The organism is Legionella gresilensis (assembly GCF_900639865.1).
Taxonomy (GTDB): domain Bacteria; phylum Pseudomonadota; class Gammaproteobacteria; order Legionellales; family Legionellaceae; genus Legionella_C; species Legionella_C gresilensis.
In genome coordinates this window covers 311,614-325,774 of sequence record NZ_CAAAHX010000004.1, presented here as the reverse complement: position 1 = coordinate 325,774, position 14,161 = coordinate 311,614, and the positions used below count along the sequence as shown (strand labels likewise).

Genomic DNA, 14,161 nt, shown 5'->3' with positions numbered 1-14,161 from the left:
TCAAGATAAATAATTTTATTAAAGTGTTAATTTTTATTGAAAGCTATAACTTTCAATAAATAGATTGTGCTTAAGATGGATTAGCAATGACGTTGCTCTTGAATTATCTATTTATAACGCAATAAATATTATATAAAAAGCAACTTAAAGGCTGTCTTGTTTATAAAAGTACTATTAAAGTATTAGTTAGCTGATAGTATAATACATCCCTGTACTATATGTTTGGACCAACCTTAATTTTATCAATATCATTGAATATTTCTTCGATATTTTTATGCTCTGTTGAAGTCATCTTTCCAAAAAATGTTTGATTTCTTCTCGTATCATTATAATTTTTAATTTCCTCTGAAGAAAACTCAGTTTTAGATGAAGGTTTAATCATTGCAACAAGGTTATCAAAAAATCGCCCAATTTTTTCTCGCCAACTAAAGTCTAACGTCCTGTTAGCAAGTATGTCCGTCTTAATAATGTTTCTTACTTCTGTTTTATTATTTTCTTTAATTTTCAAATTTGAAACACTAGTAGTGATGAGATCTTGGTTACTCCAAAGTTCCTCTGCACAAAGTCCTATAGCCTTATTAATACTAGATTTAATCTTATCATTAACTAACTTAAGCGCTGCAATATGATTTCTATTATGATTTGGCTCACTTTCAATCCTATTTATCTCATCAGTAATTCGTTCTTGAACCGCTCGTATCTGATTAAAAAACGAATCATGTTGTAATAGTATTTTTGTATAAGCTTGGATAAAAGTACTTTTGCAACGTTCTTTATTATTAGATAAAGTTTGGGCTTCTGCTCCTTTCTTACTGCGCCAACGATTTTCTATATACTGCGCTTGATCATGTACTATTTCAGATTCAAGTTGGTCGCGCGCTGTATTAATTATTAGCTTAGCTTGTTCTGGATTAACGGCAATACAGCTTAATCGTGTATCTTCAGTTTTTACACGCTTAGAGTTTTCCTCATAAATATTAAGATCAACTTCTGACTTAGCTAATTCTTTAGAATACATAGCGATAAAGTCATTAACTTTAACTATACACTGCTCGGTAATACTTTCACTAGCTTTACCTCTGCGAACATTATCTATTGCCGGATTTAAGATATTTCTACGTAAATCTTGTTTGGCTTGTTCAATACATTGACTAATACTATCATTAGCCTGTGTGAGGCACTCTAATCGTGATCTTAAGTGAGTCTCTGATTTTATTCTTTGCTCTATTTCTTGATATTCCTTTTCAATTCGTTTTTGAATTGCTATTAAACTGCTAAATGGAGCCATTTGTTTTTTTGTTGACTCATCTACTGCCGCTAATGTTTCTTTAATTTCCTGAGCTAGCGGAGCTAGTTTGCTTTCCGTTTTGTGCTGGGAAGAGCTTCTATGCATTTCTATATCTACATCTAATTGAACTTGTAATTCTTTCTGGGTAGGCAATTGAACTTCTTCGCCTGTACCTGACTCACTATCAAAAAAATTAGCTGCGTTGCTTAAAAACTGCTGGGCTTCCATGGACTTATAAGATTGAGTACGCACTTCTTCCTGCGTTCGTTCAATAAATTCATCCCAAGTCTCTAGCAGTGTATAGCACATACGGCCATCTGGGTACGGCCGAACTGAAGAGAAAATATTTTCCCATTGTTTCTTTTGTATACCCCAGTTATATTGTTGTAAAGAATTTTCTAAATCTTTTGAGTTAGGTAAAGGGTTGTCTCGCTTACTATCTGAAAAAAAATGTTGTGCTCTTTGCAAAAATTCTTGAGCTTCTTTTTGTAAAGGAGAAGAAGTACTTAAATTAGGAGAAGCCAATTGTGTAGTTAATTTTAAAAATCTATCCCAAGCTTGGACTAGACTCGAGCGTTCTTTTTTATCTAATATTAATTCAGAAGAGAAAATTGCTTCCCATTGTCTTTTTTGCTCTTGCCAATTTTTTAATTCATCTACTCGTTCCTTGAGAATAATTTTTAATTGATTGATTTGAGGTTCTCCCTCAACTAATTTTTCGTTGAAAAAATAGCTAACTTCGTCCAAAAATTGGCTAGCTTCTTGTTGAAGTTGAGTTGTATTGAAGCCTAAATTATTATTAGATAAGGATGCTATTTGTTTCGAAACCTTTATAAAACTTTCCCAAGTACGTAATAATATTTCCAGCTCATTTTTAGATGGTAATGCCCTTAAAGAAAAAATTTTCAGCCAATCTTTTTTTTGCTTTTGCCATTTATGCAATATTTTTATGTTTTCAAAATGAGGTAACTCTTTTTTAGCGGGTAAGGTTACAATAGATTTTTGTGATCCTCCATAAAAAAAAGCATTTGCTTTTTCTAAAAATTGAGTGGCTTCCTGCTGCAAGGAACTTCTCGTAGTACCTAAAGGAGTAGGTCCAAACTCAAATTGATATATATTTTGAGTTATGCTTTTAAAAATTTCCCAATCATTAGCTAACCTTGTCCAGGTTGCTTCTGATGGGAAACCTAGAGCAAAAACTCCTTCCCAAAGCCCCTTTTTCGTACGCCAATCCTCTAATTGCTTTACGGACATTCTTTCTAAATTGTGTTGTATAGGTAAAGATCGCTCTTTCTGGCTAACCATTAAAAGCCTACTTTCTTCAAGGTGAAAAAATTTTTTGCCTTTTTCTAAAATCTCATTAGCTCGGTTCTGATATGGAACTAAGGTAGTTCTTTGCTTATCTAAATTAAGTTCTTGAAGATCACTTAGCTTTTGAGTTAACTTTATAAACTGATCCCAACTTTTGATTAAAGTTAACCATTTTTGATTATCTACCGTATCTGAATCAAAAATTTCTTCCCATTTTTTTGCCTGATCTTGCCAACCTTGCAGTGAATCAACTAAAATATTTGTCCTTTGAAAGAACTGACTTGGAGGTAAGTCAATTAAAATATTCTCAATTTTATCAAAATCCTTGCCAAAGAACTTACAAGCATCTTTTAAAAAATCTAAAGCGTCTTGTTGTAAAGCAGGGCATGTGAGCTTTAAATTTTCAGGAATTATCTTTGATAAATCTAATACTAAGTCTGCCCATGTGCTAGTTAGCCTTAACCATATCTCTTCGTCGGGAATTCGTTTTTGAGAGAAAATTTTCCTCCATTCTTTTACATCTGTTCGTACTTGCCACTTCTTTATCAATTCTAAGGAAAGCTTTTGCACCTCATCTTGCGTAGGTAACTCCGTTTTTTCAGGTTCTTTATTATTAAAATCCTTATCAAAGAAAGTAGCGGCTCTTTGTAAAAAATCCCTAGCTTCTACTTGATGCTGAACTGCATAAATACCAGTAGAATTTGCACTTATTAACCGAGTTAGAGCGATAAAGTCATCCCAAGAGGAGAGAAGTTTTGCTGCAGTTTCTTTATCAGGCAAGGATTTAAGAGTAAAAAAGTTTTCCCATTGCGCCTTTTGTGCTTCCCATTTTTCTAACTCCGCCATGGAAAGTCTATATGCTCCTAGAAGATTTTTCTTAAAGAATTTCTCAGCACTACCTAAAAACTCCCTAGCATCTGCCTGTATCTCTGTTATGTTAACGCCCGGCATTCCTCCATACAACCGAGAAGTTGCATCTAATTCACTTAAAAATTTAGTGAATTCTAGGAACTTATCCCACGAATCTTCTAATTTACGTAACGTTGATAAGCTTGTTATTAGTTTAAAAGAGAAAATATCTTCCCAATGTTTTTTATCTTTTCGCCATTCCGTTACACGGTCCAAAACCACATCTGGCTGGCCAAATCGACTTTTCATGATGATTAACTTTAAATTATATAGATAATTTATTATACAATATATTTTAATAATACACTATATGTCTAAAGATTTTAGAGAAAATATAAGCTTACAGTTAGCAAGATTGGTCAAGCGACACCATTAAAAAGTTAATATCATGATTAGGTAGGCAGGACTTATGATTTAGAGATTATTATGAATTACGAGCAGCAGTTACAAAAAGTCACGGAATTTATTGGTAAGCATCTTGACGATAAGCTTACCTTAACGCAATTAAGTGAGATTGCTTGCTTCTCCAAATATCATTTTCATCGCATATTTAGTGCCTACACTGGGCTATCTTTACAGCAATATATACGCTGGTTACGTCTAAAACGGGCGGCACATCAGTTAATTTATGAAAAAGATAGAACAATTATTGATATTGCAATCAATGCCGGCTTTGAATCCCATGAAGCTTTCACGCGAGCTTTTAAACAAACTTGTGGTAAATCACCTAGTTTATTTAGATCCGAGCCAAATTGGCACGTATGGGAGGATTTGCCCTATTGTTTGCCTAAACGAGATAAAGAAATGAATGTAGTTATTAAAGAATTAATGCATGACCGCCGTTTAGCTGTTTTAGAACATAGAGGTGATCCTGCGGGGGTTGGTGAAAGTGTAAATCAGTTAATTGACTGGGCAAAGTCTCAGCCAATAAACTTAAAACCTAGCCCTGGGGAGGCCTTTGGCTTCGCTTATGATGATCCAAAGACAACTCCTTCTCAAGAATTTCGCTTTGATCTAGGTATTACGGTGCCTAAACAGTTAAAAATTGATGGTATTGTAAAAGAGAAATATTTACCTCAAGGGCGTTACGCGGTGGCAGTTCATAAAGGCTCGCGGGATGACATTGATAAAACGATTTATCATTTATATCGCGATTGGCTACCTAATTCTGGCGAAGAACTTGCAGATCTACCTTGTATTTTTTGCTATTACAATTTTGATCACGAAGTTGCTGAAACAGAATTAATCACCGAGTGTTGGTTATTACTAAAATAAACATATTGGTTTTTTATTCATTTAAGGCCGGCGATGACGTTCGGCCTTTATTAAATATAGGATAGGGCACTAAAAATCGAAGCTTCTTTTAATTTGTTCATATACAGAAGTTTGGAGTCCAACTTGTACAAAACCAGCAAAATTATACACTTCTACATCCATTACCTGCCCAAACGTATGATACATGGAATTACTGTTGATTGTTTTTGATAGTGGAATACAAAATCCGCCACGAGGATAGTCAAGATTTAAGTTATTGATTGCTTCTAAGGCTTCTATGGCTTTTAACCAACGTTTAAGGGCATCTCCTTTAGCATATACCGTATTGCATGCATGGATAGGTAGAGCAAAAGAGCTAACAGTTAATCCAAATTGCTTAGCAGCATTTTCATCATACACAAAGCAATAGGCACGTAAACTATGATCACGCCGATAGCCAATAGGCACAATTCTACCTGTGGTTCTTGACATCGCAAGTCCATGTAATTGCGCGATAATTTTATTTTCGTTGAGATTTTTTAAGATCCAAAAATTATGGGTAAAATTAAAAAAAGGAATAGGTAGTTTAAATATAGCAGCCTCGATCGCGTAATTTAACATGATCAAACTCGTCTCTTTATATAAAATTATGCCAGCTCACTATAGAATTATTTCTTTAAGTTCGCTTTCTATTTTTAGTCTACTTAACCCCTAAAGTCCTAGGTCGGAGCCATCAGCAAGGAATCTTCTTCCTCTGATGTTAACTCTTCCGGATAAGTAAAAAAACGCAATTTTGAAGTAATTACTTGACTAGAAGGGCTATTAATTTTGCTCATTTCAAGAATTTGCTGTGATAAGCTATTATACTGTCCACCTGTAAGAAGCGAATATGTTTGCAAGGTATCTAACAATGACTGAATATCACACCTATGGTAAGGAGCTAATTATCCTTTCTCCTAAAATGGTAATGCCAATCGTTACTATAATTTGCATCAATGCCTGCATGATAAATCTTCCATCCCTCAGTGACATGCTCTATTACATAGGTTAAAGTCGATGCAGGATCATGCTTTTCGAATTCATCAGCAACATCCATCATAATTAATAATTCATCGAATCCGTTATAATAAACCGTTATATTAGATTCTTTAATAATAATGTGGCGAATCGATGATTTCTTGTTTTGATCTGGTTCTGGGGTTAAGATTATCAAGGCAATCTACTTTACAAAAAACAATCAAACTGTACATATTATACACCAAAAGATTAAAATTTAATAGAGTAGCTAGTAAACACAGGAACTAAGCAAGGAAAAGCACTGCGTTGTTAAACTTCGAATAGCTGCAGTGCTAAATAAAATTAATTATGAGCCATTGCAACAAAAGTTGGTATTTAATACATAAGAATTAACGATTTATTGCATATGGAGCGACTCTTTAGTATAGACGTTACTTTAGGATAGGAAATTTACAATGAAGTTTTTACTCTCTCTCTTAAGCTTGTTACTCCTAGTTATAGGACATTATTCTTTTTCTAAAAGGGCTGAGCCTAGTCGGCCATCTGAATTGCCTAAACGCTATATCAAAAAAATAGATAGATCGGTTTCTTTTATTGGCTTAGGAACTGTTGAATTAGGTCGAGCCTGGGGTATCGCAGGCAAAGAAAGCTTACACCCGTCGGAATCAGTAGCACAAGCTGTATTACAACAGGCTCTAAGCAATGATATTAATGTCATTGATACAGCTTCTTCTTATGGCTTAAGTGAAGAACGTATTGGACGTTATATTCCACGCACAGCTTATAATTATCTTCTAATTACTAAACCAGGCGAACATAATATTAAAGCCACTGATCCGCGTTGCGAGCAAAAAGCTTATGATGAGGTTTATTGTGCAAAGCCTGCTGCGGATTATGATTTCAGCCGAGAAGCTATCTTTAAAGATGTGCATGAGAGTTTACAAAAATTAAAGACAGATAAATTAGATATCGTGTTACTACATTTAGATAATAAAACAGCAATCGATGTCTTAAAAAAAGGCGAAGCGGTGCACGCCTTGCAAGAATTAAGAGAGATGGGAAAGTTAGGCTTTATTGGCGTTTCGGTTAATGGGGAAGCTGCTCAACATGCGATTGATATGAATCTCTTTGATGTCATAGAGATGGAATACAGCTTAATTAATCAGCGTAATAAACCTTATATTGATGCAGCTTATGCTAAAGGAATGGGTGTCATTATCAGGGGCGGCCTCGGTACTGGCTTATTAACCCCTTATGTCAAACAACACATTGATGATCCTAATCTACCCTATGGCTCAAAAATACGCGCTTTACTTGAATTAACCCAGCATGATTATAATCAACTAACTAGCCTAGCTCTGGCCTTCCTTTATCAAGAGCCTCATATTAGCTCTGTTATTATTGGCGCTGATAGACCAGATTATATTGATAAGGACATTAAATTATTAAAAGAATTTAAGAATCAAGCTCTATTAGAAAAGGCAAAGGCAATTCTGCAACATTATGAAACACCTGACTTTTTTACTGAAAATATGGGTGAATATTACTTTGATAAATAAATTTAATTGAATTAATCAGTTAAGTCTAACCATTGGTCTAACCGGCTTTAAATTGTGTGATATTTTAAAGGTAACACACAATATAACTGCCTCAATACTTACAAAGGGCTTAACTCTTTTCTTCCTTTTGCAGTCGCAACTTCTAACATCATAGCTAAAAGTGTTCGTATTTGATTTAAACGCCACCTCATCATTATCCCAAACTCATTTATTTATTTTTAGTTTAGCGAAGAATTTAAGAGCAAATATTTCTTGAATGTATGAAATTGTATTTATTTTATGCTAACTAATAAAATTAAAATCTTACGTTGCTTCATAATTTTATAGCCTGTGATCGTACCCTTAAGCCTTAGATAATTTCAATATTGTATAATTAATATACATATCTGGATTTTATAGTCTTCTTTAACCGTTTAGGAAATAGCATGCCAGGTACCATATCCTCACTATTAACGGAAATGCTGATTAAGATTTCTTCAGGCGAGCATGATTTTACAATCACGGCACAAGCAAAATTAAATATAAAGAAAATTCAGAAGATTTGTAATGATAAATATTTTGATCAACACTTTTATGGTAGCGCAGCTTTAAATCGCATGATCTTACTTGATAAAAAAATTGCTGAGTTGTTGACACCTGAAACTATTTTAGCTCTTTTGGCGATGCATGCTAAAACTACTAAACTTGATCACGATAGCCCTATTGGTGTATTTAGAAATACCACCGGGTATTTAAGTTTAGCTGCAGTTTTATTTTATGGATTCAGCGAGGGCTTAGAAATTATTAAGTTATTGCCCAATAATGAGCCAAACTATGGTATTCATCCTTACCAAGAACAAAAGAAAAAATTTACTGAAAACACCACTAAAATCATTAACAATATTGAACAAGCTGCAGCCCATCTCAATATTACAACTAATAGTAAAAAAACTTTATTGGAAGAAGGGCAAGTCTCATTGTCACAATTATTTAACTCTATTACCGACACCATAATATGTCTCAAAAAAGCATATAAAAGTGAAGAATTACTCTTTGTGCCAAAATATACCCCGCAAGCAATAAGAGAGCAGGCTCTTTTAGGTTTTCAAGCCATTTGTAGTAGCCTTAATATACCCTATACTGTTAAGCCACCGCATAATATTTCTCTTCATACAACAACTTTAGAAGATTTCATAAAAAATTTTCTCACTACAGAAAAAACATTACTTGATGGGGAAGTTATTCATCTTTTTTATGATAGAGCTCATTTAGAGGCCTGCATTGAACAAGATACAAAAATTATTTTTAAGGATAAGGCTTATTCTTTAAAAGATATACTCAAAGAAATGGTAGTATTTTGCGAAAAAAGTCCTTTAGCTAGTCAAACTGCTAGAGAACAATTTAAAGTAAGATTAAAATCATGTGAAACCCACCTTAAAAGAGAGTTTCCTTTTTATTATAAGAAAGAGAATATTCAACCCCATACTCAACAAATCATTAATTTTCCTCCCGAATATTATGAAATCAAGGAATTACTTTTTCGGATTGAAGAAGATATTACTAATGATAAAGCATTATGGGCCTGTAAAAATCCTAAAAATGATAAGGCTCAAAGAGACTTTTTAAGACAAATATTAACCTTGTATGAAAAAGCAGATGGTCAAATATCTTTAAAAGATTGTTTTCTAACCGCTAAAAAAAATTATCCAGAAGGCTATCAACTGCTTAGAAGTAATACGGGGGCCGACTTTATTTTTGCTATCTTAAACACTGAATTAACGCAAAAACTTAGACAAGGACCACGATTTAAAACTTATGCAACAGTAATGCTTGAAGAATTATTACATGCTTTATTAAGTAATTATAAAACCATGAACTGCTCTTATAATGCGTTAGAGGAGCTAGAAATTACTATCGATGGTAAGCTGTTTAATGTTACGCAAATCTTGCTGTATGAACCTGATTTTGAACATATCTTATTCTCAGATGAACACTTAACAGCTTATGAAAGCTATATTCACAAGCATCCTTGGAATAAGACTGCGATTGAGTTAGACGATTTAGATAAGGTACCTAGGCGTGAAGATTATGAAAAATGGGATACAAAAAGAGAGTGGACACACTTACACTATGGAGAAAAACTTGCCATAACAGCCTATTCCTCTGAATTTCATTATATTATTCAACAATTTTTACGCAACAAAGGTCAAGTGGGGTTATTAAAAAGTCTCCCAGCAAAACAGCAAAATAAAATTATTCCTAAAATACTATTAAGCGCAGCTATAGCAGCCCATGGCCTTTCTAGAAAGTCAGTGACTGTTGAAGAGCATGATGATTCTGTAAGCAAAACATATAGAAAAGAACGCTCGCCTGTTAATGCAAATTATTTAAAGGAAAGATTAGAAGCATGCAAACTACATCATGCTTTAGTCGAACGAGGCTTCTTAAGTACTAGTAAAAATAATAGTTTTTTTCAGACAAATTCTAATATTTTTGTCGTTTTTCGAGAAAACAGCGTATCTAACACAATCGGTAGAAATGTTACATCTTTATCACTTAAGAAGGAAGAATTAGAAATATTGTATGCGCCTGGAACTCAATTGCAATATACGGACTATCATGCCGAAGAAGGTAAGCATTTCTTTGCGGTAAGGCCAACGCGTTCTATTGACGGTATACAAAATAATACCTATTTAAAGTATCTCTTTGCAGCGCATGAAATAGAAGTTATTGATAAAATAATGCAAATCTATTTAAAAGAAAATGCTCACTCATCAGTTCGTCGTTTAATTGATACTGTAGATAATAGTAAAAAAATAGAATGTATAAGAGAAGCAAGGGTAGAAATTGAAAAGTCAATGAAAGAGATTAACGAAATTTTTGAAAAAATTAATCGATTAAGAGGAGAAATAAAAGAGTTTAAACATATAATATGCACTAAGTTCAATACCGCTGCTGAAGGTGAAAGCTTTGACGAACTAATTAAGTTAAAATATGGTGAAATTGCAATTTTACAGCAAAAATTAAAAGATAGCTTTATTTTTGAAACACTTACTTATTGTAGAGACGTGCTGGAAAAAGCAACAACAGAGAATTTAAAGTTAGTTAAACAAGCAGTTGGCCCTGCCTCAGCGGGCAAAACAGGGAAGCTATTACAAGACGCATTAGAGCGAGTTGAGCATGCACTAAAACTAATAAAACTAGAAAATTTAAATACCACACAGAAAGATATTCCTTTACCTTAAAAATCAATTTTTCTACTTTTAAATAATTTTAATTATCTCTCTACGCCAAAATACAATTAATAGTAGTTAACTGTTTTTAAAATTTTATGTAAGTATTAGTCTTATATTCTCATAATTTTTATCCCTTTATAATTCTTGTACAAAAGACACAAAATGGTATAGACTGCGCATTTTTATATGCAAATGTATTATTTATGGCAAATTTAAATGTAAATCTTAAAAAATCTGAAAGTAAATACGGTGGCTTTTACCGTTTAGAGAATCCGAAGAAAAAACCTTTAGAGAAAGTTGGTCAATTTTTAATACATTTAATTAAACTCCCTTATACCCTTTTCCAAATACTTGTGGGTCGCCTACTTAGTTATCTAGTCATCAATCCACTTTTTCGGAAGGAAGAAAAAGATGACGCACTTATCGTCCAGAATCCTAAGTACCCTGATCCCTTATTTATGTCGTCGGAAGAAATGGATGTTATTAATATTTTACCGAAGAAACATATTTTAGTTAGAGAGTTATTAAACTGGCGAAATTTTTTGGTTAATCATACGATTACAGTAAAAGTTCTAGATGTTTTATTAAGTTGGGTAACTCACCTATTTCCTAAACCACGTGCTGAAAAGTATATTGATAGTTATTTAGATAAAGTAGTTAGCAAGGTCGAAGCTAAGATTAAAGGCGATAATCCGAAGTTCAAACCTGATCAGATTCATTTTCGTGGCCTCGAACAACTCAATGAAGTACAACAAGAGCGATTTTATCAAAAATTACAGCAACGTTTAGGGTATGATTTTCGCCAAAATAGAAGCCACCTTTATTTCTATAAATTACAAACGCCAGATAATGCTATTCTTGATTCAGTAGAGGTTCGTAATCCAAAATCAGCGAATCATGACATAGCTAAACGTCGATTTATTATAACGGCGATGCCTAGAAGTAATAATTTTGTAGATTGGCTTAAACTTTATCAAATATATGCTAGAGAATTAAATGTCACCGTTATCGCTTTTAATTATCGCGGTATAGGTTTAAGTAAAGGAATTATAAAAAGTGAACAGGATCTTTATGATGATGCGCTTGCCCAAGCTCAACGTTTAATTAAATTAGGCGCAGATCCACAGAATATCGGTTTTATGGGCGAGTGCTTAGGCGGAAATGTCGCTGCACATACGGCTGGTACATTACATGCAGAAGATAATTTACCTGTTAAATTATATGATGCTCGCTCATTTCGCTCTATAACTGCCATTATTGAACAGCGTAGCCGCCCCCCTAAAGGAGCAAATCCTCTTCATCCTAAGACTTGGTTAAATTGGTTTATTCATGGTTCTGTAAAATTGATTTTAAATCCTCTTATCGTTTTAAGTGGCTGGTCTCTAAATGTAGAAAAACAATTTTCAGCGATTCCTCCCCATGATCGGGACTTTGTTGTCGTTCGCTCTAAAAAAGATAAACAGGGAAAACGTTTTGCAGATGATAAATTAGTTCCCTATAACAAAGCATCAATTTATGCCTTCGTAAAAGAAAAAACGAAAGCGTTAACGGCCAAAAAGCAACAAGGCCAGACACTTTCTGCTACCGAAGAGGAATGGCTGCAGGATAATCCTAAATCTCATAAATTTTATGTCTCTGAAGAGAAATATAAAAACGCGCGTACAGCGAATGGTCATATTGTTCTTTCGCATTTATTAGTACCCACATGCCCTAATGCATGTGAGTCTGTTCAGCCTGATAGTCGGCAGTATTCATTTAATTTCTTTAAGCGTGTTTGGCCTGAACAAGAAGCGAGAAGCACTCCATTAGATCAGAAATTTATAAGTGCACCTTAATAAGTAAAACAATAATATCGTCTCTTATGCACACTTAATTATTTACATTAAGCTATGGGCTACTATACTTCGATGTAATTAAGATAATTGGCTACTTAACTTAGCTGATGTAAAACTATCAATATAAACTAATTATAAACTTTCTATAACGAGTTAGATTTAGCATAATTATTGCGACATTTTATTCGTACTTAAATTTTTCACCAACCGCCCCACCTCTTTGTTTAATATTTAAATTTAATTGTTAGTAGGCTTATAACCTGCATGAAGTGGAATATAATCAAAGGGCTGTTCTGATGTCAAAGAGCCGCATTCATCATGGGTATTGTCTACACATAGATAAAATTCTTTTGCACCATAAGCTGAAGCGCAATCAACTGCATCTTTAAGTGTGTGAAAATGACGATTTTTTTTGCCTTTATGAATAAATAAAACAGTATCTTTAGCAATTATTTCAACAATGTATTCATGTAGCTCAATGGGTGAGTAAATTAGCGCAATACGTTTAGATTTAGATTTGACGTAATTTAATAAATCTTCATGTGTTTGACTTGCCATAATTTTTGCCTTAATAAAGATTTAAAAATACTTCTAGAAATCCTTTTATTTTTATAGTTAGTTTATATTAATTATAGCCGGATTTGGCATGAATCCGAGCTATAAAATAAAAGCAAAAACTATCTACTTCTTAGCGCTCTTCTTTAAATAATTGATTTAACCCTTCTTGATAGGTTGGATACTTAAGTTTAACTTTTAATTCGCTCTTAATTTTATTATTAGATACTTGACGATTATTGGCATAAAAATGCCTCTCAAAAGGTGAGAGGTTCGCCTCTTCATAACTAATAAGCGGCAAAGGAGATTGTTTCAATAATTTACAAACATACGCATCAACAATATGAGAGCCAATTGGCTTATCATCAGCAACATTATAAATTGAATAAGGGTTAGGATGGTCTAGCGAAGCAAGTAAAACTGATACAATATCAGAAACATGGATTCTAGAAAAAAATTGCCCACTTTTATAAATACTTAATTTTTTTCCTGCTTTAATACGAGCTATAGCATTTCTTCCTGGTCCATAAATACCCGCTAATCTAAAGATATGTAGGGGTAGTTGATATTGCTTTGCAAAAGACATCCACGCTTTTTCGGCATTTAATCTTAAAGTACTTTGAGCATCTTTTGCTAAGCAGACTGACTCTTCATCTATCCAATCACCTTTATGATCACCGTAAACACTAGTAGAGGATAAATAACCTAACCATTTTAAATGATGTCTATTATCTTTAATTAAATTACTAAAATCAGACAAGACAGGATCACCTACTGCAGGCACTGGAGGAATGCTTATAAGAAGATGTGTTGCTTCTTTTAAATAAGCTGAGACTTCATCAAATTGATAATTAATAAGAAAATAATTTGGCTGTTTAGGTAGGGTTAAAAGTTTTTGTTTATCACGAGTAGTTCCAATGACTTTACAACCGCGATTCATTAAATCCTTTGCTAAAAACTTGGCGGTATAACCGAAACCAAAAATAAAGTAGCAATCACCAGATGCTGAATTTTTCATAAAAATAACTACTATATAATTTTAACGTTGTCTATTGGTTTAGACATAATAATAAACTCAAGGATACTTCATTTTAATGGAAATTCTCAATTAGATTTAAGTTTGGTAACGGGCTGAAGCTCGGCATCTAGTTTATTAGAGTTAATTTTAAAATAGATTCCCGCCTGCGCGGGAATGGCATAGTTTTGCGGAAATAAAAT

The 14,161-nt window shown here is 33.4% G+C and carries 9 protein-coding genes; 4 read left to right on the top strand and 5 right to left on the bottom strand.

Annotated features, from left to right (window positions below; translation table 11 throughout):
- Window positions 1–214: 214 nt before the first annotated feature.
- Complete coding sequence (locus E1P04_RS06800) at window positions 215–3,757, bottom strand: hypothetical protein (protein ID WP_131782160.1); 3,543 nt, start codon at window positions 3,755–3,757, stop codon at window positions 215–217.
- Between the two features lie 177 nt (window positions 3,758–3,934).
- On the opposite strand from E1P04_RS06800, the gene E1P04_RS06795 reads away from it, so the two are divergent.
- A complete protein-coding gene (locus E1P04_RS06795; protein WP_131782159.1) occupies window positions 3,935–4,783 on the top strand; it encodes an AraC family transcriptional regulator in 849 nt (282 codons plus the stop codon).
- Window positions 4,784–4,852: 69 nt separating this feature from the next.
- Here E1P04_RS06795 and E1P04_RS06790 read toward each other — a convergent pair whose 3' ends face one another.
- The gene (locus E1P04_RS06790; protein WP_131782158.1) at window positions 4,853–5,383 is read right to left on the bottom strand and encodes a hypothetical protein; all 531 of its coding nucleotides are present in this window, start codon (window positions 5,381–5,383) and stop codon (window positions 4,853–4,855) included.
- A 319-nt stretch (window positions 5,384–5,702) separates the two neighbouring features.
- Window positions 5,703–5,975 (bottom strand): hypothetical protein, encoded by a 273-nt coding sequence (locus E1P04_RS06780; protein ID WP_131782156.1) that lies wholly within the window; start codon window positions 5,973–5,975, stop codon window positions 5,703–5,705.
- Window positions 5,976–6,234: 259 nt separating this feature from the next.
- Between E1P04_RS06780 and E1P04_RS06775 the strand changes: the two genes are divergently transcribed.
- The 3 genes from E1P04_RS06775 to E1P04_RS06765 all read left to right on the top strand — a co-directional run bounded on the left by E1P04_RS06775 (window position 6,235) and on the right by E1P04_RS06765 (window position 12,388).
- Window positions 6,235–7,338 (top strand): aldo/keto reductase, encoded by a 1,104-nt coding sequence (locus E1P04_RS06775; RefSeq protein WP_131782155.1) that lies wholly within the window; start codon window positions 6,235–6,237, stop codon window positions 7,336–7,338.
- Between the two features lie 425 nt (window positions 7,339–7,763).
- Window positions 7,764–10,562, top strand: coding sequence for a hypothetical protein (locus tag E1P04_RS06770; protein ID WP_131782154.1), 2,799 nt, complete (start codon window positions 7,764–7,766; stop codon window positions 10,560–10,562).
- A gap of 194 nt (window positions 10,563–10,756) precedes the next feature.
- Window positions 10,757–12,388 carry an alpha/beta hydrolase family protein gene (locus tag E1P04_RS06765; RefSeq protein ID WP_131782153.1) on the top strand — a complete coding sequence of 544 codons (1,632 nt, stop codon included), beginning with the start codon at window positions 10,757–10,759 and terminating at the stop codon, window positions 12,386–12,388.
- 237 nt (window positions 12,389–12,625) lie between these two features.
- Here E1P04_RS06765 and E1P04_RS06760 read toward each other — a convergent pair whose 3' ends face one another.
- Both E1P04_RS06760 and E1P04_RS06755 read right to left on the bottom strand, forming a co-directional pair.
- A complete protein-coding gene (locus E1P04_RS06760; RefSeq protein WP_131782152.1) occupies window positions 12,626–12,946 on the bottom strand; it encodes a hypothetical protein in 321 nt (106 codons plus the stop codon).
- A gap of 130 nt (window positions 12,947–13,076) precedes the next feature.
- Window positions 13,077–13,961: an SDR family oxidoreductase gene (locus E1P04_RS06755; protein WP_131782151.1), complete on the bottom strand. Its 885-nt coding sequence runs from the start codon at window positions 13,959–13,961 to the stop codon at window positions 13,077–13,079.
- Between the last annotated feature and the right edge of the window lie 200 nt (window positions 13,962–14,161).

What these genes read in the sequence shown, in the direction of transcription:
- E1P04_RS06770 (WP_131782154.1), top strand. Translation starts at nt 7,764, where the DNA reads ATGCCAGGTACCATATCCTCACTATTAACGGAAATGCTGATTAAGATT.
- E1P04_RS06775 (WP_131782155.1), top strand. Translation starts at nt 6,235, where the DNA reads ATGAAGTTTTTACTCTCTCTCTTAAGCTTGTTACTCCTAGTTATAGGA.
- E1P04_RS06800 (WP_131782160.1), bottom strand. Translation starts at nt 3,757, where the DNA reads ATGAAAAGTCGATTTGGCCAGCCAGATGTGGTTTTGGACCGTGTAACG.
- E1P04_RS06765 (WP_131782153.1), top strand. Translation starts at nt 10,757, where the DNA reads ATGGCAAATTTAAATGTAAATCTTAAAAAATCTGAAAGTAAATACGGT.
- E1P04_RS06760 (WP_131782152.1), bottom strand. Translation starts at nt 12,946, where the DNA reads ATGGCAAGTCAAACACATGAAGATTTATTAAATTACGTCAAATCTAAA.
- E1P04_RS06795 (WP_131782159.1), top strand. Translation starts at nt 3,935, where the DNA reads ATGAATTACGAGCAGCAGTTACAAAAAGTCACGGAATTTATTGGTAAG.
- E1P04_RS06790 (WP_131782158.1), bottom strand. Translation starts at nt 5,383, where the DNA reads ATGTTAAATTACGCGATCGAGGCTGCTATATTTAAACTACCTATTCCT.
- E1P04_RS06755 (WP_131782151.1), bottom strand. Translation starts at nt 13,961, where the DNA reads ATGAAAAATTCAGCATCTGGTGATTGCTACTTTATTTTTGGTTTCGGT.